Raw genomic sequence first — 18,465 nt, 5'->3', positions numbered from 1 at the left:
CCTTTCATTTTCGATAAGATGTTATCAATTATAGAGAATCAGTGTCTATAATGGCATGACGTAAACGATTTACCACGCAATAGTGACATTTCTTACGGAAAGGAGCGGTACTAACGTGTATACTCAATTGAAAAACAAGTCAATCTCCCAGCAGATTGACTACATCACACGATCCTTAGTCGCTCTGAAAAGTTATAACGGAACAATAGGCGAAAGTGAGAAAGCCCGATTTATATATGAAGTGATTTCTTCATTCCCTTATTTTCAAGAGCATCCGGATCAGGTCTGGCTGCAAGAAGTCCCGAATGACCCGATTGGAAGGAAAAACGTATTTGCCCTTGTAAAAGGCACTTCTTCTAAAACCGTATTATTCCATGCCCACTATGATACGGTGGAAACCGATGATTATGGTGCACTGCAGGATATGGCTCATGATCCCGACTTTCTTCAGAAGTTCTTTATGGACTATGAAGGAGAGGAAAAGGTGAGAGAGGATGCCCTCTCTGGAAACTGGCTGTTTGGAAGAGGGGCATTGGATATGCAGAGCGGAATTGCCGTACACATGGCGAATCTCTTGTACTATACGGGACAGGAAACGCCAGATGGACATTTACTCTTCCTATTTAATGGTGATGAAGAAAGTGAACATGCCGGAATGATTGCAGCTTTAAGTGATCTCTATCGTTTGAAAAAAGAGGGCTTTGATTATTTGGCAGCGATCAATACCGATTTCATTTCTCCGATCTATGATGGGGATTGTAAACGATATATTTACACTGGTGCTGCAGGAAAGCTCCTGCCAAGCTTTTATGTATATGGAAGAGAAGCGCATGTAGGGGATGTGCTGACTTCCATCGATCCTACTGTGATTGCTTCCAAGATCAACCTTGAAATCAATCAGAACTTAGATTACCTGGAGGATATACCAGGTGAATTCACCCTGCCTCCATCTTGCCTGTATTTCAAAGATGACAAACATACGTATAATGTTCAAACCCCACTGAGCGCTTCTCTATACTTTAACTATTTTGTATATGAGAGAACTGCCCGGGAAGTTCTCTACGATATGAAGAAGGCAGCATTAAAGGCAGTTAGTGAATTGGAAGAACGCAGTAAAAGACAGTTTGAGCAATATCGTAGCTATCATGGTTTCCCGGAAAGGGAGTTTTCATGGGAAGTGGAAGTTCTGACGTTACGGGAGTATATTTTCTGGCTGAAGGAAAGAGGCATCGATCCGGATCCTGTCATGAAAAAGGTCTTTTATGATATGGAGGGAGAAGACAGAAGGACGATTGCGTATGCCATGGTGGAAGCACTGCAGCATCTGGATCCCGATCGAACGCCAAGAGTGATCATTTTCTTCGCACCGCCATTTTTACCTCATAACTTTGTGAATGAAGAAAATGAGTATGGCAAGAGAGTAAGAGAAGCGTTAGGCACATGCTTAAACGATATAGCCAAAGAAACCGGCGAAGAATTTGTCATTAAACGGTTTTTCCCTTATCTCGCAGATGGCAGTTTTCTCTCTCTTCATGAAGAAGACGAGGATATTGACGTATTCAAAAAGAACCTGCCGCTGATCGATCAGTTGTATCCTGTTCCCATCGACATGATCAGAAAGCTTAACATCCCTTCTATTAATATCGGAGTTTATGGAAAGGATGGACATCAGTGGACTGAGAGAGTGTATAAACCTTACACCTTCTCAGTACTGCCGGAGATTATCCAGCGTGTGACGAAGGATTTATTGAAGATATGATGTGCCGAGAGTATAACTGAACAAAGAGAGAGGTCATTCCCTTAAGGATGTGCCTCTCTCTTTTTATTAATTTGAATTTATTTTGTACTCTTTTTTACAATTATTGTAAAACGGCTGGATTAATTAAGAAAACGGCTGGATTATCACCAGAATCGGCTGGATTATTGATGATTTCCGCCGAATTATTCAGAAAAACGGCCGGATTATTGGTGATTTCGGCCGGATTAGTAAGGAGATCAATGAAATACCAGACCATGACCGCCACAAATCCCTTGAAAAAGTAGATTTCAAAATGAAGTATCCATATTTCCTATGAATCGAGCAGACTTTTATTTGGAATATCCACTCACACCCCATTCAAAACTACCTTTGTTCTGGAATTGTCACAAAAAGGTCAATCCTAAAAGATGCATAAAGGGAACAAGTCTACTATAATAGAGTTATTAATTTGTGAAACATTTCACTAACTTTTGACCTTGGAGTTGAGAAGAGGTATGAAAGAACTAAATAAATTGGCTAAGCAGCAAAAATCATCCATGATGACACTTTATGGAACATCCCTATTAATGGGGGGAGTCGTGATTGGACAAGCTTACTTGCTGGTAAGCATTGTAGATAAAATGTTTATAAAAGGGGCAGAATTTCAAGACATTCTCCCAATGCTTGGTGCTTTACTGATTATTTTAGTGGGGAGAGCGGTCCTGTCGTATGTGAATGGACGAACAGGAATCAGGATGGCTACGAAGGTAAAGAGCGACTTGAGGAAACGGCTCTTGAATAAGTGGGCAAAGAATCCACTGCAAGCCTCCCTTCAAGGGCAGTCTGGACAAAAGGTCAGTACAATGATGGATGCCGTCGATGGGCTGGATGGGTATTACAGTCAGTACGTACCACAAAGAATTCAAACGAGCATTGTCCCGTTGATCCTGTTGATCACTATTTTTACTGAGCATATTTATACCGGTCTGATCATGGTCATAACGGCTCCGTTCATTCCTTTGTTTATGGCGATTATCGGAGTCATGACAAAAAACAAATCAGAGAAGCAAATGGATAAGCTGACGGCATTTTCCGGACGATTTCTCGATACACTGCAAGGATTGACTACCTTGAAGCTCCTTGGAAGAGGGGAACAACAGAAAGACGGGATCCGTTCTGCCAGTCTTGACTTTCGTGAAGCCACGATGGAAGTGTTAAAGACAGCATTCTTATCTTCCTTGATGCTTGAGTTTATCTCTATGTTAAGTATTGGACTGATTGCACTGGAAGTAGGGCTCAGATTAGTCGTCTTTGAAAGTATTTCATTCTTCACCGCTTTCTTCGTTCTCGTGCTTGCACCGGAATTCTATTTATCACTAAAAGAGCTTGGGCAAGCTTTTCATACTGGCCGAGGAAGTATGGGGGCCGCGAAAAAAGTCATGGAGGAGCTGGAAGAAAAAGATCGACCTGTGCATTGGGGAGAGAAGGAACTCGAATCAATTGGGACTCCTGCCACAATGGAATTGCGTACTGTCGGGTTTTCCTACGGGGATAAGGGATTTGTTCTTCAATCCATTTCGGCGGTCTTTCCTCCCGGCAGCCAAGTGGCGATTGTCGGTCACAGCGGAGCAGGGAAAACAACGCTCCTTCATCTTTTAGCCGGACTTCTTGATCCCTCTGAAGGAGACATCGTGATTGATGGACACTCGAGAAGTGAATATAGGGAAAGTGACTGGTTTGATCATTTGAGTTATATTTCACAGAACCCGTATTTAATTTCAGGGACAATCTCAGAGAATATTGCGGTTGGAGGAAAAGAGGGCGTGACCCGGGAAGAGATCGAATACGCTGCTGAAAAAGCAGGAATCTCACAAATGATTGCCGGTCTCGATAAAGGATATGACACACCGATCGGTGAAGCGGGGAGAGGACTGTCCGGAGGAGAGAAGCAGCGTATTGCCTTAGCCAGGGCTTTTCTCAAAAAACCTTCTCTCATTCTCTTTGACGAACCGACAACGGGATTGGATCTTAAAACCGAGGGAATCCTTCAAGCCTCCATTCAGGAATTATCCATAAATTCAACGGTGATCACAGTGGCTCACCGCCTGCATACGATTCGTGAAGCGGATCAAATCCTGTTTTTGGAAAACGGAAAATTAGCGGGCATAGGAAATCATGAGGAGTTAATGAAGTCCTCTTCACGCTATCATGAGATGGTGACTGCACAGCAAGGAGTGAATACAGGATGAAAGAGTTAGGATTTGTCATAAAGCTGATGATGAAGGAAAAGAAGGATATAGTGTATTCCATTCTATTTGGCTTCCTGGCTGGAATGACCTCTGTCGGATTATTTGCTTCCAGTGGTTATTTAATTTCTAAAGCGGCTCTGGAAGTACCTCTTTACGCTCTGACGGTGATGATTGCGCTCTTGAAGCTGTTCGGTTTTACAAAGGCGCTAAGCCGTTACGCTGAACGTTATTTTTCTCATCGTGCTACATTCACGATTCTGGCCAACTTACGGGTCTCGATTTATGAAGCAATCGAGCCGTTAGCACCGGGGATTTTCGGGCGATACAGAAGTGGAGATCTTCTCTCAAAAATTGTCGGAGACGTAGAGAGCCTCCAGAACTTCTTTCTTAGGGTCTTTTATCCGCCGATTATTCTGGTGATGGTGTTCTTAAGTACGATTTTATTTACGATGTTTTATTCGGTTTCTGTTGCATTGATTCTTCTCATGGGCCTTCTGCTGACGGGATTCATCGTTCCTGCTTATTTCGCTCTAAAACAGAGAAAGATTGAAATGACTTTAAGAGAAAGTCGAGGGGACTTGTCTACTGAGGTAACGGAATTTCTTCATGGATTCAAAGACCTGAAAATCTATCAAAGACTGGAGGATAAAGAGAGGAGTCTCGTTCATGCATCAACAAGCTATGTGAGTGAGCAGGAACGAGAGAATATCCATTCCCTCTTTAGTCATTCAACCAATATCCTGGTTTCGCTTCTTATTTCATGGATCGTTTTAGCTGTAGGGGCCTATTCGGTAGGAGCAGGTCAACTGGATGGAATATACCTTGCTATGCTTGTCATGATCTCATTAACCGTATTCGAAAACGCCACACCCATGGCAATCCTCCCTACACACTATGAAGATTCCCGCAGAGCGGCAGCCAGGCTCTCTTCTGTTATTCCCGAAGAGAGCATCGAGAGGGACGGACCTTCATTTGGCGGGAATCTTGACGGAGAAGCTCCGTCCTTTCGCCTGAAGGATGTAAGCTTTTCCTTTGAGGGAGATGAAAGAAAGGCATTGGATGGTGTGGATCTTGAGCTGCCTGCAGGTTTGAAAACAGCGATTGTAGGACCTTCGGGATCAGGAAAATCAACATTGCTTCAATTGTTATTAAACTTTTACTCAACGGATCATGGATCGATTTTTGTGAATGATGCTTCAATTAAAGATATCGATAAAGAGTCATTGTGGAAGCATGCCAATGTGGTTCTCCAAGAGAATCATTTCTTCTACGGCACAATAAAGGAAAATCTTTTACTGGTGCGAGACGATCTTACAGACGGGGAATTGGAATCGGCATTAGAAAAAGTAAAGTTGCGCCACTTTTCGTTAGAGGACACTGTTCTGGAAAAAGGAGAGAATCTATCTGGAGGAGAAAAGCAACGATTGGCCATTGCAAGGGCTCTGTTGAAGGGGTCACCCTTATGGATGCTGGATGAACCGACTTCTTCGGTTGATGCTTTGACGGAAAAAGAGATCTTTGACCATCTTTATACAACGGCCGGTGGAGACACAATGATTCTGATCTGTCATCGTTTAACCGGTCTTGAAAGCATGGATCAAATTGTCGTCATGGATCAAGGGAAGGTTGTAGAAGCAGGAAGTTTTAATGAGCTCATGAGGAAAAAAGGCTACTTCTATGAAATGAAAGAGATTGAAAAAAGCGTACTCTTTTAACAGACTGAAAAAGCCGCATCCCCTAAGGATGCGGCTTTTTCATAGGCTTATTCCGCCCAATCAATTAAGTTGCGGATATCTAAACGATCTGATTTTCGTGCTTCTTGAAGTGGTTTTCCGATTGTAATCAGCATAATCGGGATATAACGGTCCGACACATTGAATTCGGAAACGAGAGCTGCCGGATTGAAACCTCCAATCGGGCAAGTATCCCAGCCTTTCGCTTTTGCAGCAAGCATGAATTGCATAGCGGCTAAGGAAGCGTTACTGAAAGCGGCGTCTCTTGGATATTCTTCACGGCTGTATGCACCGTCAATTTGTTTCTTCAGTACCTCTTTGATTTCCGCCGTCATTTCACCTTTTTCAATGGCAGGATCAAAGACAGGGTCGACATTTTTATTGGCTTCCAGGTCACCAAGTATAGCCACGACTGCAGAAGCATCATGTACTTGTTGTTGATGATATGCAATCGGAAGTAAGCGTTCTTGAACTTCTTTATGATCGAACACCAGGAATTTCCACTGTTGAAGATTCCAGGCAGATGGTGCTTTTCCTGCAGTTTCGAGCAGGCTGACTAATTCCTCACGGGGGATCTCCACTTGAGAATCGTATACTTTCGTTGAGCGTCGTTCATCGACGACTTGAAAGAAATTATCCATGATAATGCCTCCTTGATGTTTAAAAAAGTGTTATAATATGGTATATATTTGTATGTTACTTACTTTTTGTAAGTGTAAAGCAATATGAACAATATAACCGACGTTTTAGTATGCGTCAAGGGATAACGATTTAGGATGTGAAAACTTATATGGAAACAAAACTTTGCCCGAAATATGCTGCTGCCTTTGAATTATTAGGCAAGCGCTGGGTCGGGATGATCATAAAGGTATTATTTGAAGGAACGTGCCGTTTTAAAGATTTAAATGCAGAAATACCGAATATCAGTCAAAAGGTGTTAACCGATAGATTAAAGGAGCTGGAGGAAAACGGAATCGTTTATCGGGAAGTTCTCGACGAAAAGCCGGTCAAAGTCCTTTATAGCCTGACGAAAAAGGGAAGTGAACTGGAGCCCGTGATGGAGGCCGTCCAGGGGTGGGCAGTCAAATGGGTAAAATAAAAGCCTGCTTCATTGAAGGCAGGCAGGTGAACTAGTTGAGTTTACGGTTGTATATGTGCTCAAATGGATCCTTTTGATCGTGGGGAGTATAGAAATGGATGGGCTTTAATGCGGCGTAGCTTCCTCCGATGATGATGATACACAGAACGGGTAAGAATAAAATACCAAACATAGTATAGCCTCCTTATCATGTTTTAGGGGTAGGAAATCCCGATGTGACCCCTTGCATGATTAACTCTAAAGTGTGAAACGCGTTTCAGAGCAAGCGTTTTATTTGAGTTCGGGCAGTGGGCCATTCAGAAGATCTAATGAGGTGTATGGGGATGACAAATATTCGCAGTATCGCGAAGCTTGCGGGAGTATCTGTTTCAACGGTTTCAAGGGTATTAAATGAACACCCTTATGTAAAAGAAGAAAAACGTCAGAAGGTTCTCGAGGCCGTCGAGCAACTAAATTATATAAAAAACGCAAATGCTGTCCATTTATCAAAAGGCAAGACCTATAGCATAGGAGTTGTTTTGCCGTATTTGAATCTTCCTTACTTCGGAGAAATTCTTCAAGGTATTGCAGGGGAGGCGTTAAAGCATGGATATCATCTTCAACTTTTTCAAACGAATTATGACAAGGGAGCCGAACTTGATGCCTTTCATCGTCTGCAAATGAAGGAAGTGGACGGGTTGATCTTAACTTCACGGTCAAATTCACTGGATGTTCTCACTCCGTTCATGGAAAATGCCAATGTGGTTTTCTGTGAAAATGTGTACGGTCACTCGTGTAAGAAAATATATATCGATCACTATCAAGGAATCAGGAATGGTCTCGAGTATCTTTATTCAAAAGGTCACTCCCAGATAGGTCTATGCCTGCATCGAATGTTTGGGACGAATAGTGAAGAGAGAATCCGGGGGTATTACGATAGCTCAGAAGCTGCGGGCAATCCGGTGCGAGAAGAATGGATCTTCAATGACTGCTATCACCTGGAGGATGGAAGAGACGTGGTGAAGGCATGGGAACAGCTGAAAGATAAGCCTTCAGCCCTTATCGTAACGAGTGATCAGGTTTCAGCCGGTATGGTGACAGAGGCAGGAAAAAGAGGGATCAGGATACCCGATGATTTGGCTATCTTAAGCTTTGATAATCATCCTATTGCCGATGCCCTGGACATTACATCCTTTGAAGTACCGATACGAAAAGTGGGAGAAGAATCGTTTAAACTATTTCTTGAAAATACGGACCCTCGCCCCGTGATACTCGAAACAAAATTATTTGAAAGAGGGACCGTGTAAGTTCCTTATGAAATAGAGGAGGCGATAAGAATGTTAGGGAATAAAGAAGAAAAAATGTTGATCATCCTAATGGGGGTAGTCGCTATTATTGTGTTGCTTGCCATTGCTTGGAAATATCTTATGTAGCTTTTTTGCCCTTGTCTTCATAACTCACTTGTTTCTGCCATATGTTAAGAGTAATGAAGCGGTAGGTGAATTCATCATGTGGTCTGAATTTAAACAATTCATTTCAAGGGGGAATGTAATTGATTTAGCGATTGCAGTCATCATTGGTTCAGCGTTTGGCAAGATTGTGGAGTCTCTCGTTCAAGACATGATGATGCCGGCAATCGGAATTTTATTTGGCGGCATTAACTTAGAAGGCCTGCACCTTCGAATTGGAGCAGAGGTGATTGAATTGGGAAAGTTCCTACAAGCCCTTGTAGACTTTCTTCTCGTGGCCATGAGCATTTTTCTGATGATAAAGGTGGTCAACCGCTTGAAAGGCGGAGAGCAGCAATACAAAGTGAAGCAAACGACGAACCTTGAAGTCTTACAGGAAATCAGGGATATCTTGAAGGACGATCATAGCCCTTCCTCTAGCGATGATTTCCCGAAAACAATCGATCAGCTCACAAAAAGTGGTATGAAAATTCAGATGAGAACCGACAGAAAGCCAAGATAAATTCATGATCATTGACCTAAATCCTACTTTTATAGTAGGATTACTTTGTGTTGTACGACCATTTTTTAAAAAATCCTACGGACAAATGGGGTAATGATCGTGAAAAAAATTCATATTATTCATGAAAATAGTGAATGGACCAATCATTTAACGACTCGTCTTGACGAGCTTCAATTGCCTTATGAGGAATGGTTCCTCGATCAAGGACTCGTCGATTTATCATCAGAGCCGCCAGAAGGTGTTTTTTATAACCGGATCAGTGCGTCTTCCCATACCAGAAACCATCGTTTTGCACCTGAGTTAACGGAAAGCGTTCTTTCATGGTTGGAAAGATATGAAAGAAAGGTACTGAACGGGAGCCGTGCCCTCCGGTTGGAAGTGAGTAAAGTGAATCAGTATATGGCCTTGAACGCTGCCGGCATCAAGACACCGAAAACCATTGCAGCCGTTGGAAAAGAGCAGATCATAGAAGCCGCGGAAAAGCTCAATAAGACATCCTTCATCACCAAGCATAATCGTGCAGGGAAAGGATTGGGTGTTCAGTTGTTTCATTCAGTCGACTCACTGAAAAACTATGTCTACAGTGATGCATTTGAAGAACCGCTTGATGGCACGACGCTAATCCAGGAATACATTGAAGCACCGGACTCTTCGATCACACGCTGTGAATTCATTGGCGGCAAATTCTTGTATGCTGTGAGGGTGGATACGTCAAAAGGATTTGAATTATGTCCGGCCGATGTCTGCCAGGTAGATGATTTATTCTGTCCAGTTGGGGAGCAAGAGGAGAAGCCTAAATTCCAAATCAGGGAAAACTTTTCCCATGGCATCCTTTCGTCTTATGAAGCATTTTTAAAAGAAAACCGGATCGATGTTGCCGGGATTGAATTCATTCAAGACAAAGAAGGCATCCTCTACACGTATGATGTGAACACCAATACAAATTACAACAAGGATGCCGAGGCGAAGTACGGACAATTCGGGATGCTTGAGTTGGCAAAATATCTTGGTGAACAATTGAAAACTGTGTAAATTGATGACTCTCCTGTACATGTACAGGAGAGTTCTCTTATATAAATGCCCGATTACCTATATAATTGTAACGATATTTATAGTAGTATGGTAGAATTTCTATAAAGTAGACAATATCTGTGAAAGGTCAAAGGGTAAGTATGATTATCTTTAATCAGGATGTTATTAACAATTTCTTTTATATCATTTTGAGTATTTTTTTAATTTTTTTCCTTATTGAAAGAAAGATGATACATGGGTGGTATACAAGGTTAGCTACCCTTGTTTCTTTGAGTATGGCCATTATCCTGTGCATGCTTTCCCCGATTTATCAAAATCCATACTGTGTTCATGACCTGCGGATGATTCCTTTTGTACTCGGAATCATGTATGGAGGACCATACACGGGGCTCGCACTTTTAGTTGTTTTATTGTTATCCAGGACAATGATATATAGTTGGAGTATAGTAGCATTTGTTATATATGCGGTGATCTACCTCTTGACGATTATCGGGATGAAGTGGTTCGATTTTGACCGGTTAACGAGCCGCAAGAAAATCATATTCTCAGTGATTCTCTTTACCGTTCATTCCCTAGTGGCGGCCCTTATTGCCAATGCCATGACCGTGTTTGTGATGGATGAAAGCTATCTCATTAATTTCATCTTACTCCCTTCAGTGGGGATGCTTATCCTGACATACATATGTGAAACATTGCTTAAACAGATTCAAATCAAACAAGCACTCGTGAAGATAGAGAAAATGGAAGTGCTCGCTCAACTCGCAGCCAGCATTTCACACGAAGTGAAGAATCCTTTAACCGTTATTAAAGGGTTTCTGAGACTGCTCAATCAAGAAAATCTTCCAGTTGGAAAAAAAGAGCAATACTTAGCGATCGCATCATCAGAACTGAACCGGGCAGAAGATATCATCAATGACTATCTCACGTTTGCCAAGCCGGACCCTGATCAAGTAGAGAACATCTCGATTTCGGGACAACTCAATAAGCTCGTTGATATGGTAGAGCCCCTGAGCAACCAGCAATCGGTGGACGTACATAAAAGCATCATGGACGCCACCATTGTCGGGAATACAAGGAGCTTTCAGCAAGCATTTCTCAACATCATGAAAAATGCGATCGAATCCATGCCAAAAGGAGGTACCCTTACGATACTTTCGAAGGTTCAGAAAGGGAACGTCAGCATCACCATCACTGATACTGGAATCGGGATGACCTCTGAACAACAGGCAAGACTGGGAGAACCCTATTTTTCTACGAAGGAAAAAGGGACTGGTCTTGGGCTTATGGTATCCTATCGCATCATTGAAGCGATGAGAGGCGTCATTACAGTTGATAGTAGAGTTGGCCAGGGGACGAGTTTTCAGATTGTATTTCCTGTGGATCGTTTGAAAGACCCTTCATCTTTATAGGTGGAGGTTTTTTTTGATTACTATTTTGGTTCAGGGTATTGGGTTTTGAATTGTATATTGATATTCTCCTAATTATCTGATAATATGTATTCCTGCTCCCAAACGCCTACATAATTTTTACAGATTTCGATATGTCTTAATATTGTCTAGCTCCGTCGGCTAGGCCCTCCAGGTCATAAGCTAAGTCTGGCAAGAAGGCAAAAAGCGCCTTCTCGCCAGACTCATCTTATGCTTGTCGGGCCTGATCGAGCCGCCTCCGCTTTTCGATATAAACGTGCGCATTCACCCAGAGTCATTACCTTGGTGGAAGTGGTATGACATTTTTTCTCCATTGCGGCTACTAACATTTGGAAGGAGAAATATATGACGAAGGAATCAACTATTCATCCCGATTTTTCAACTGAATCAGAACGCCTGGAGTTTACGAAGCGTTACATTGATGTAGTCATCAGCACATCCCAGACGAGTAAGGAAAAGTATAAGGAAAACATGGAAAAAGCTTTTGGAGATATTGATTGGGGCGAGTCGAGTGCTGCTTACATCGATATCTTGACGAACTCAAGCTTTTTTGAGATGTCCAAAGAAGAACTGGAGTCCCTAACGAAAGCGAAAACGAAACCGTATTTTGCCAGGATTGATTTTCAACATGAGGGTTCGGACAAGGTGGAGAAGCACTATATTGGGAAGACCTCCCTGTATCAGAGGGAGAATCAGGAACAAATCATCGTGGACTGGCGGTCTCCCATCGCAAACCTGTATTACGAAGGAAGAATCGGTGATGTTTCGTATGAAGCGGAAGACGAGACATATGAAGGAGATCTTTCATTAAAGCGTCAGTACATGATTGAGGATGGTTGGTTAGAAGAAATCAGGGATATAGATTTAACGACCACTGATGAACTGCTTCAGGATTCATTAGCTAAAAGCTCCAGCAATCGTTTAACTGAAATCATTTCCACGATACAAGAAGAACAAAACCGGATCATCCGTGCCGATTTAAACAAGCCCATCATTGTTCAAGGAGCGGCAGGAAGCGGAAAGACAACCATCGCCCTTCACCGGATTTCATACTTTATTTACAACTACAAACAGCATTTTGACCCGAAACAACTGATGATCCTTGCACCAAGTAATTTGTTTATCGACTACATTTCAGAAGCCCTGCCGGAACTCGGTGTTGAACGGGTAAGGCAAACGACGTTCACGGATTATGTCATGACCTGCTTAGAGAAAAAGCTGAAATTAGTAGAAGATAACAAGCTCATTCAGTTAATTGAAACCCACGGTGAAGAAGTAGAGACTGCCTCCTGGATATCAGGGTTTAAAGGCTCCAAAGCATTCAGGAGAATTCTTGATTATTATATAGAAGAAATTGAACAGCGCTTTTATACATCAAAGGACTTCTATGTTGATAAATACAAGCTCTACTCGGCAAAAAAATTCACTCATCTTTTTAAAGATGAATATACGTATATGCCAATCTATCGCCGGATGGAAAAGCTAAAGGCTCTCTTACAGAGTTATGTTCGGACGAACAAGAAGCAGATGGTGGAGAAGGTAGAGAAGTTTTTCGATGAACGGATCGAAACAGCTCTTTTTCAAAGGACACAGGCAGCAAACCGGAAGGATTATGTGTCAAAAGCATTGGACAAGAAAAGTGAGCGGGTTGAAGAAATTAAGAAGGCGATCCGAACAAGCGTTACGGCCTACATGAAGCAGTTTGAAAAGAAAAACCTGGATCAATACTTCATGGAATTATTCTCAGATCCGAAACGGCTGGCTTCTTACTCTAAAGGTGAGCTAAGCATGCAGCAGGCAGAACAGCTTAGTCAATATACGTTGAAATACGCGAAGAAGAAACAGTATGAGGTAGAAGACTTAGCCATCCTTCTTTACTTGCAAACTCACTTGTTTGGAATCGATAAATTTTATAAAGCAAAAAATATCGTGATAGATGAAGCACAAGATTATAGTTATTTGCAGCTTTATTCGTTGAAGAGGGCACTTGAAACCGACATGTTTACACTGGTGGGGGATCTTGCCCAGGGGATTCACTCCTATCGTGGACTTCAGTCATGGGAACCGGTGTATAGAGATGTGTTTCCGAGGGCTACCTATACCGAGCTGCAAAAAAGCTATCGAACCACGATTGAAATCATGGAGGAAGCGAATAAACTGCTGAATCTCCTACCCTATGATTTTCCTAAAGTGAATCCAGTCGTGAGACACGGAGATTCTCCCAGCTTCGATGAGTATGTGGAATTGGAAGAATTGGCTTTCGTTATCGAGGAGAAGGTGGATGCTGGAAGGGAAGAAGGATTCCAAACCTTCGCCGTGATCGGAAAAAGCATGAAGGATTGTGTGAAAATCAGCGAAATCCTTCAAGACCGGCAGCCCGGGAAAGTGAAATTATTAGAAGAACGGGAATCGATCCCGAAAGATCAAATCGTCGTCGTCCCATCTTATCTGTCAAAAGGACTCGAATTCGATGTCGTCATCATCGCAGCGGTGGATGAAGCATTCAACCCCGAAAACGAACTCGACATAAAGCTCCAATACGTGGCCATGACACGCCCCCTTCATAAGCTCTCGTTTATTGGGAAGAGAAGAGAGCAATTTATCGGACGGTGATCAAAAGAGGTCCGTCCCTCACGGTGAGGGACGGACCTTAATCTAGTAAAAAAACGAATTTCACAATCATAATATTAGCAAAAAGCTGAGTGGATTTGTAAAATAGGAAATCAGGAGGGATGCAATATGTTAAAAAACTTACAGAGCACGAAGACACTACATAACGGAATCGAAATTCCTTATGTCGGTTTAGGAGTTTACCAAATGAAAGATCCGTCTGAAACGGTACAGGCCGTTCGAACAGCGATTGAGTCAGGGTACCGTTCCATCGATACAGCGGCGATCTACGACAATGAAGAAAGTGTAGGTCAAGGTGTGAAAGAAGGTGGAGTAGCGAGAGAGGAACTGTTTATTACATCGAAAGTATGGAATGGTGATCAAGGCTACGATACGACATTGAAAGCATTCGAAACCAGCCTGAAAAAGCTTGATATGGACTACCTGGATCTATATTTAATTCACTGGCCGGTAGAAGGAAAGTACAATGATACATGGAAGGCACTCGAAAGGCTGCATAGCGAAGGCTTAGTGAAATCAATCGGTGTAAGTAACTTCCATCAGCATCACCTTGAAGATTTGATGAAGAACAGCAATGAAAAGCCTGTATTAAACCAAATCGAATTACACCCTCGTCTGAATCAGGAAAAAATAAGAGAATTCTGTGCATCACAAAATATTGCCGTGGAAGCATGGTCACCAATTGCTCAAGGGCGTGTACTGGATGAACCAACACTGAATCACATTGCTGAAAAGCATGAAAAATCCGCTGCTCAAGTGATTCTGCGCTGGCACCTTCAGAATGATGTCATCATCATTCCTAAATCCGTGCATGAAAGACGCATCAAAGAAAATGCAGACCTATTCAACTTCGAACTATCACTGGAAGAAATGAACCAAATCAACGGATTGAATCTCGACGAACGCTTCGGGCCAGATCCGGACAACTTCGATTTCTGATCGATATATAAATAAGAGGTCCGTCCCTCCAAATGAGGGACGGACCTCTTATTTTTGCCCTCCTGCTTTCAGGTACTCTTTATTAAAAAGTTGTAAAATAGTTATTGACAGGGACGAGAAGAGTATTATACAATTATCTCGAAATCAAAATAAATGCATTCGAGATAACATGTACTCATTTTTTTACGCATATATCTCAAATTCAAGATAAATGGTTTGAGAATAATTGAATTTGAAATGTTTGAAGCTATATCTCGATGGGAAAACATTAAGGAGGAAGTAAGGTGACAGCATTAGCTGCGTTCGGTTTATTGGTCATTCGTTTAGTAGTGGGGCTAACATTCGCTGCTCACGGAGCACAAAAATTATTTGGCTGGTTTGGTGGTCATGGACTACAAGGAACAGGTGGTTTCTTTGAGTCCATTGGAATCAAGCCGGGAAAAACGATGGCATTATTTGCAGGACTTTCTGAAGTTGCAGGGGGATTACTATTCGCAGCAGGTTTCCTGACGCCATTAGCAGCGTTACTTATCATTGGAACGATGATTGTAGCGATCGTGAAAGTTCACGGACCAAATGGTTATTGGGTAACACAAAATGGGACAGAATATAATGTGATGCTTATTGTTGTTGCTCTTGGAGTAGCACTGGTAGGGGCAGGATCTTTTTCTATAGACGCACTTTTATTTTAGTTAAGTTTTTTCAATAGAAATTATCTGATGTGGAAATCCAACATAGAGAATCGGCATGCAATCCAACATCACTACTTTTCATTAGTCAGCAAATGAATAATGCAGGTGAATGTTGATTGATTTACCTGCAGTCTGATTCGGTGTTTCACTTTTTAACTATATAAACCATATTTAAAGGAGAGATTTTGATTATGTCTAACGTAAAATTAGCAATCATGTACTACAGTTCAACGGGAACAAATTATCAAATGGCAAAATGGGCAGAAGAGGCTGCGAAAGAAGCAGGCGCTGAAGTGAAGGTACTTCGTTTTGAAGAAACGGCCCCTGAAGGAGCGATCGCTTCTAATCCAGCATGGGAAAAGCACTATAATGAAACAAAAGATATCGTACCTGTTGCGACACTTGACGATCTTGAATGGGCAGACGCTTACCTTTTCAATGTTCCAACACGATTCGGAAACGTTCCTTCTCAAGTCAAAGCCTTCCTGGATACTACTGGAGGTCTTTGGTTCAACGGAAAACTTGCAAATAAAGTAGTAAGTGCCACTTCATCTGCAAGCAACTCACACGGTGGACAGGAGCAGACGGTACTGGCTCTATACACAACTATGATGCACTGGGGTGCAATCATCGCAGCTCCTGGATATACAGACCAATCAAGCTTTACTACAGGAGGAAACCCATACGGAACGAGTGTAACGGTCGATCAAGAGGGCAATATGGTTGAATCCGTAGAGCCTGCAGTGAAACACCAAACTCGCCGTACGATCCAAATCGCTGAAGCGGTGAAAAACGGATTGAAATAATGAACATATAACAAAACGAGTCGCTCGAGAGCGGCTCGTTTTTTTTTTGTTCTTACAGCCCAACATCATCGGCACAATCAGCCTCACACTCAATCCATTCGCCGGTCAGGGGATGAGGAAATGAAATCCGTGCAGCATGCAACGCTTGCCTTTTGAAAATCGGCTTTCCTCCATATAATATGTCTCCGACCAAAGGATGACCGATGTGACTCATATGGACGCGAATCTGGTGGGTACGTCCCGTATCAAGCTGGACCTCCACTAATGTATAAGGATTTTTATACTCCAGCACCTTGTAGTGGGTGACTGCATCCTGACCAGAAGGTGAAACTCTTCTTCTAGTATTGTGATGGCGGTCCCTGCCGATCGGTTCAGAGATGGTGCCTTTTTTCTGCTTCAATCGACCATGAACGAGAGCGCGGTATGTACGCTTGATCTGCCTCTCAGTGAGAAGGCGGTCAAGAATCGCTTTACTTAACGGGTGCTTGGCGAAGATGATCGCTCCCGATGTATCATGATCCAAACGATGAATGTGCAGGACGCGGCAGCTTTCTCCCCGGGCTTGATAGTGAAAGGCCACCAGATTTGCAAGGGAATCTGTCTCCTGATGGTTTGGGTGAGTATCAATTCCCGCAGGTTTGTTGATGACAATCAGATGGTCATCCTCAAATAACACATCGATCTCTCCGTAGGTCGGGGGGACATCGTATTCTACTTCTTTAAACAAATGAAGCTGAAGCGTATCTCCCGGAGAAAGGGGCTGGGTCCAGGAAATCGATTCCCCGTTCACTTTAATATCACCCGCCATCCTCAAGGAATGAATCAGTTTCTTAGGTGCTTGCCAGTGATTTCTAAGAATTGTTTCAATCGTTACATTTTTCCATTTATCTGGGATGACTAGTTCAAATAGTTCTCCTTTTTTCTGTGTTTTCATCAAAAAACTCCTTCAAATGACAAAAATCTTATACATGTGTGGGTATTTAAACCTAATTTAACACCTATTCAACCCAAATCATGGGTATAATTACCACGCAGTGGGTTCTACTTCTATGTTATCCTTAATATATCTATTACAGAGAGATTACAACCATTACAAAGGTGGGTTATGACGGTGAAAGTTTTACTAGCATCAACACATGAACAGGAAGACAAAATTCAAGAGCTCATACAGTACATGTATTGCACTATTTTCCCTGATTATTTCACAGATGATGAAATTGAGCAATTTGATGATATGCAAGTATTACATACGACGACGAGAAACTTTGAATACTTCGGAACCCTCAAAGAAGCGTTTCAGGTGATTTCAAGCTTACAAACTTTGATTTCCATTGTCGAGAGTGGATCAAAAGAAGATGTATATGAAGAAATGTTTTACCACAATGCTGAGATTCTTCAGGGCTTTGGTATGTTTTTCCCGCTGTCCTATGATCAATTCAGTGGAGAATCGGATTGTAAACATAGCTTAAGTATTTATTCGAGAGCGGATAACCAGCTGCTCGTTTAGAAAAATCACGGCGGGAAAAGTTTGATACTTTAGAAAATTCGTATAAAAATGTTTAGAAGATTCCAGTGAGGGGAAAATAGCTTGTAATAAGTTAATCCTGAAGATACTCAAGTGTCTTCATCTTGAAATTCCTCCTCACTTGAAAGGGGCTGACTCGTGGAAAAGTCAGCCCCTCTTTTTTTGCTTGATTATTCTTTCGTAACGTTCTCTTCAAAAAACTTCTTGAATTCTTCTTCAGGCTGTTCTCCTACGATTCTCGCCACTTCTTTTCCATCTTCGTAATGTACCAGTGTTGGAGTGGATTCAATTCGGTATTGATCCCATCCTTGTTCAAATTCAAGTAGATTGTACTGAACCATATCGACTTCCATGTCTTCGGCAAGTGGAGCAAGTACAGGAGTAGTCCTTTTACAATGAATACACGATGAGCTGTAGAAATACACAGTGACATCTTCGTTATTCTTTAATTTCTCTTCCAATTCCTCTGGCAGGATCACTTTCTGATAGTTGGGATCGTCCAGTAGTTCGACGGTGGCGGGGTTAAGATTCGCTTTTTTAAACTTATTTCCTTCTGCCTTTTGACTGTTTTGCATGCTTGTGATGAGAGCGATGGCAGCAAATAATGCGACGATCGCTACTAGAAATATAATGATTTTCTTCAA

18 protein-coding genes are annotated in these 18,465 nt (G+C 42.2%); 13 read left to right on the top strand and 5 right to left on the bottom strand.

From position 1 onward, the window contains the following. The first annotated feature begins 115 nt into the window (after positions 1-115). The gene (locus tag ACIFOD_RS18890; protein WP_430315873.1) at positions 116-1,759 is read left to right on the top strand and encodes a M20/M25/M40 family metallo-hydrolase; all 1,644 of its coding nucleotides are present in this window, start codon (positions 116-118) and stop codon (positions 1,757-1,759) included. Positions 1,760-1,859: 100 nt separating this feature from the next. On the opposite strand, the gene ACIFOD_RS18885 is transcribed toward ACIFOD_RS18890, so the two are convergent. Continuing rightward, the gene (locus ACIFOD_RS18885) at positions 1,860-2,015 is read right to left on the bottom strand and encodes a hypothetical protein (protein WP_430315872.1); all 156 of its coding nucleotides are present in this window, start codon (positions 2,013-2,015) and stop codon (positions 1,860-1,862) included. A 238-nt stretch (positions 2,016-2,253) separates the two neighbouring features. Between ACIFOD_RS18885 and cydD the strand changes: the two genes are divergently transcribed. Then, entirely contained in the window at positions 2,254-3,987 is a 1,734-nt protein-coding gene (gene cydD, locus ACIFOD_RS18880; protein WP_430315871.1) for a thiol reductant ABC exporter subunit CydD, read from the top strand. Continuing rightward, a complete protein-coding gene (gene cydC / locus ACIFOD_RS18875) occupies positions 3,984-5,702 on the top strand; it encodes a thiol reductant ABC exporter subunit CydC (protein ID WP_430315870.1) in 1,719 nt (572 codons plus the stop codon). The genes cydD and cydC overlap by 4 nt, the downstream gene beginning before the upstream one ends. A gap of 47 nt (positions 5,703-5,749) precedes the next feature. On the opposite strand, the gene ACIFOD_RS18870 is transcribed toward cydC, so the two are convergent. After that, positions 5,750-6,367 (bottom strand): nitroreductase family protein, encoded by a 618-nt coding sequence (locus ACIFOD_RS18870; protein ID WP_430315922.1) that lies wholly within the window; start codon positions 6,365-6,367, stop codon positions 5,750-5,752. 143 nt (positions 6,368-6,510) lie between these two features. Between ACIFOD_RS18870 and ACIFOD_RS18865 the strand changes: the two genes are divergently transcribed. Continuing rightward, complete coding sequence (locus ACIFOD_RS18865) at positions 6,511-6,819, top strand: winged helix-turn-helix transcriptional regulator (protein WP_428973502.1); 309 nt, start codon at positions 6,511-6,513, stop codon at positions 6,817-6,819. Positions 6,820-6,850: 31 nt separating this feature from the next. Here ACIFOD_RS18865 and ACIFOD_RS18860 read toward each other — a convergent pair whose 3' ends face one another. Continuing rightward, the gene (locus ACIFOD_RS18860; RefSeq protein WP_430315869.1) at positions 6,851-6,991 is read right to left on the bottom strand and encodes a hypothetical protein; all 141 of its coding nucleotides are present in this window, start codon (positions 6,989-6,991) and stop codon (positions 6,851-6,853) included. Between the two features lie 151 nt (positions 6,992-7,142). Here ACIFOD_RS18860 and ACIFOD_RS18855 point away from each other — a divergent pair, with 151 nt between their 5' ends. From ACIFOD_RS18855 to wrbA, 8 genes are all read left to right on the top strand, one after another. Further along, positions 7,143-8,105: a LacI family DNA-binding transcriptional regulator gene (locus ACIFOD_RS18855; RefSeq protein WP_397553202.1), complete on the top strand. Its 963-nt coding sequence runs from the start codon at positions 7,143-7,145 to the stop codon at positions 8,103-8,105. A 202-nt stretch (positions 8,106-8,307) separates the two neighbouring features. Further along, positions 8,308-8,769 carry a large conductance mechanosensitive channel protein MscL gene (mscL, locus tag ACIFOD_RS18850; RefSeq protein WP_427600037.1) on the top strand — a complete coding sequence of 154 codons (462 nt, stop codon included), beginning with the start codon at positions 8,308-8,310 and terminating at the stop codon, positions 8,767-8,769. A gap of 99 nt (positions 8,770-8,868) precedes the next feature. After that, a complete protein-coding gene (locus ACIFOD_RS18845; protein WP_430315868.1) occupies positions 8,869-9,801 on the top strand; it encodes an ATP-grasp domain-containing protein in 933 nt (310 codons plus the stop codon). A gap of 140 nt (positions 9,802-9,941) precedes the next feature. Continuing rightward, positions 9,942-11,210, top strand: coding sequence for an ATP-binding protein (locus ACIFOD_RS18840; protein ID WP_430315867.1), 1,269 nt, complete (start codon positions 9,942-9,944; stop codon positions 11,208-11,210). Positions 11,211-11,573: 363 nt separating this feature from the next. Continuing rightward, on the top strand, positions 11,574-13,841 hold the full coding sequence (gene helD, locus ACIFOD_RS18835) for an RNA polymerase recycling motor HelD (RefSeq protein WP_430315866.1): 2,268 nt from the start codon (positions 11,574-11,576) through the stop codon (positions 13,839-13,841). A gap of 126 nt (positions 13,842-13,967) precedes the next feature. Continuing rightward, a complete protein-coding gene (locus ACIFOD_RS18830) occupies positions 13,968-14,798 on the top strand; it encodes an aldo/keto reductase (protein WP_430315865.1) in 831 nt (276 codons plus the stop codon). Positions 14,799-15,082: 284 nt separating this feature from the next. Continuing rightward, a complete protein-coding gene (locus tag ACIFOD_RS18825; protein WP_397553208.1) occupies positions 15,083-15,490 on the top strand; it encodes a DoxX family protein in 408 nt (135 codons plus the stop codon). A gap of 191 nt (positions 15,491-15,681) precedes the next feature. Beyond that, entirely contained in the window at positions 15,682-16,296 is a 615-nt protein-coding gene (wrbA, locus tag ACIFOD_RS18820; RefSeq protein ID WP_113969462.1) for an NAD(P)H:quinone oxidoreductase, read from the top strand. 52 nt (positions 16,297-16,348) lie between these two features. On the opposite strand, the gene ACIFOD_RS18815 is transcribed toward wrbA, so the two are convergent. Next, the gene (locus ACIFOD_RS18815; protein ID WP_430315864.1) at positions 16,349-17,230 is read right to left on the bottom strand and encodes an RluA family pseudouridine synthase; all 882 of its coding nucleotides are present in this window, start codon (positions 17,228-17,230) and stop codon (positions 16,349-16,351) included. Positions 17,231-17,407: 177 nt separating this feature from the next. Between ACIFOD_RS18815 and ACIFOD_RS18810 the strand changes: the two genes are divergently transcribed. Next, positions 17,408-17,803, top strand: a complete 396-nt coding sequence (locus tag ACIFOD_RS18810) for a YhcU family protein (RefSeq protein WP_430315863.1) — start codon at positions 17,408-17,410, stop codon at positions 17,801-17,803. Between the two features lie 188 nt (positions 17,804-17,991). On the opposite strand, the gene ACIFOD_RS18805 is transcribed toward ACIFOD_RS18810, so the two are convergent. Next, positions 17,992-18,465: a thioredoxin family protein gene (locus ACIFOD_RS18805; protein WP_430315862.1), complete on the bottom strand. Its 474-nt coding sequence runs from the start codon at positions 18,463-18,465 to the stop codon at positions 17,992-17,994.

It is taken from the genome of Rossellomorea sp. NRS-1567 (genome assembly GCF_050467885.1).
Taxonomy (GTDB): Bacteria; Bacillota; Bacilli; order Bacillales; family Bacillaceae_B; genus Rossellomorea; species Rossellomorea aquimaris_C.
The sequence above is the reverse complement of the archived record's forward strand: the minus strand, read 5'-3'. Positions and strand labels throughout refer to the sequence as shown.

What these genes read in the sequence shown, in the direction of transcription:
- ACIFOD_RS18815 (WP_430315864.1), bottom strand. Translation starts at nt 17,230, where the DNA reads ATGAAAACACAGAAAAAAGGAGAACTATTTGAACTAGTCATCCCAGAT.
- ACIFOD_RS18855 (WP_397553202.1), top strand. Translation starts at nt 7,143, where the DNA reads ATGACAAATATTCGCAGTATCGCGAAGCTTGCGGGAGTATCTGTTTCA.
- ACIFOD_RS18830 (WP_430315865.1), top strand. Translation starts at nt 13,968, where the DNA reads ATGTTAAAAAACTTACAGAGCACGAAGACACTACATAACGGAATCGAA.
- wrbA (WP_113969462.1), top strand. Translation starts at nt 15,682, where the DNA reads ATGTCTAACGTAAAATTAGCAATCATGTACTACAGTTCAACGGGAACA.
- helD (WP_430315866.1), top strand. Translation starts at nt 11,574, where the DNA reads ATGACGAAGGAATCAACTATTCATCCCGATTTTTCAACTGAATCAGAA.
- mscL (WP_427600037.1), top strand. Translation starts at nt 8,308, where the DNA reads ATGTGGTCTGAATTTAAACAATTCATTTCAAGGGGGAATGTAATTGAT.
- ACIFOD_RS18860 (WP_430315869.1), bottom strand. Translation starts at nt 6,991, where the DNA reads ATGTTTGGTATTTTATTCTTACCCGTTCTGTGTATCATCATCATCGGA.
- ACIFOD_RS18840 (WP_430315867.1), top strand. Translation starts at nt 9,942, where the DNA reads ATGATTATCTTTAATCAGGATGTTATTAACAATTTCTTTTATATCATT.
- ACIFOD_RS18865 (WP_428973502.1), top strand. Translation starts at nt 6,511, where the DNA reads ATGGAAACAAAACTTTGCCCGAAATATGCTGCTGCCTTTGAATTATTA.
- ACIFOD_RS18885 (WP_430315872.1), bottom strand. Translation starts at nt 2,015, where the DNA reads ATGGTCTGGTATTTCATTGATCTCCTTACTAATCCGGCCGAAATCACC.
- cydC (WP_430315870.1), top strand. Translation starts at nt 3,984, where the DNA reads ATGAAAGAGTTAGGATTTGTCATAAAGCTGATGATGAAGGAAAAGAAG.
- cydD (WP_430315871.1), top strand. Translation starts at nt 2,254, where the DNA reads ATGAAAGAACTAAATAAATTGGCTAAGCAGCAAAAATCATCCATGATG.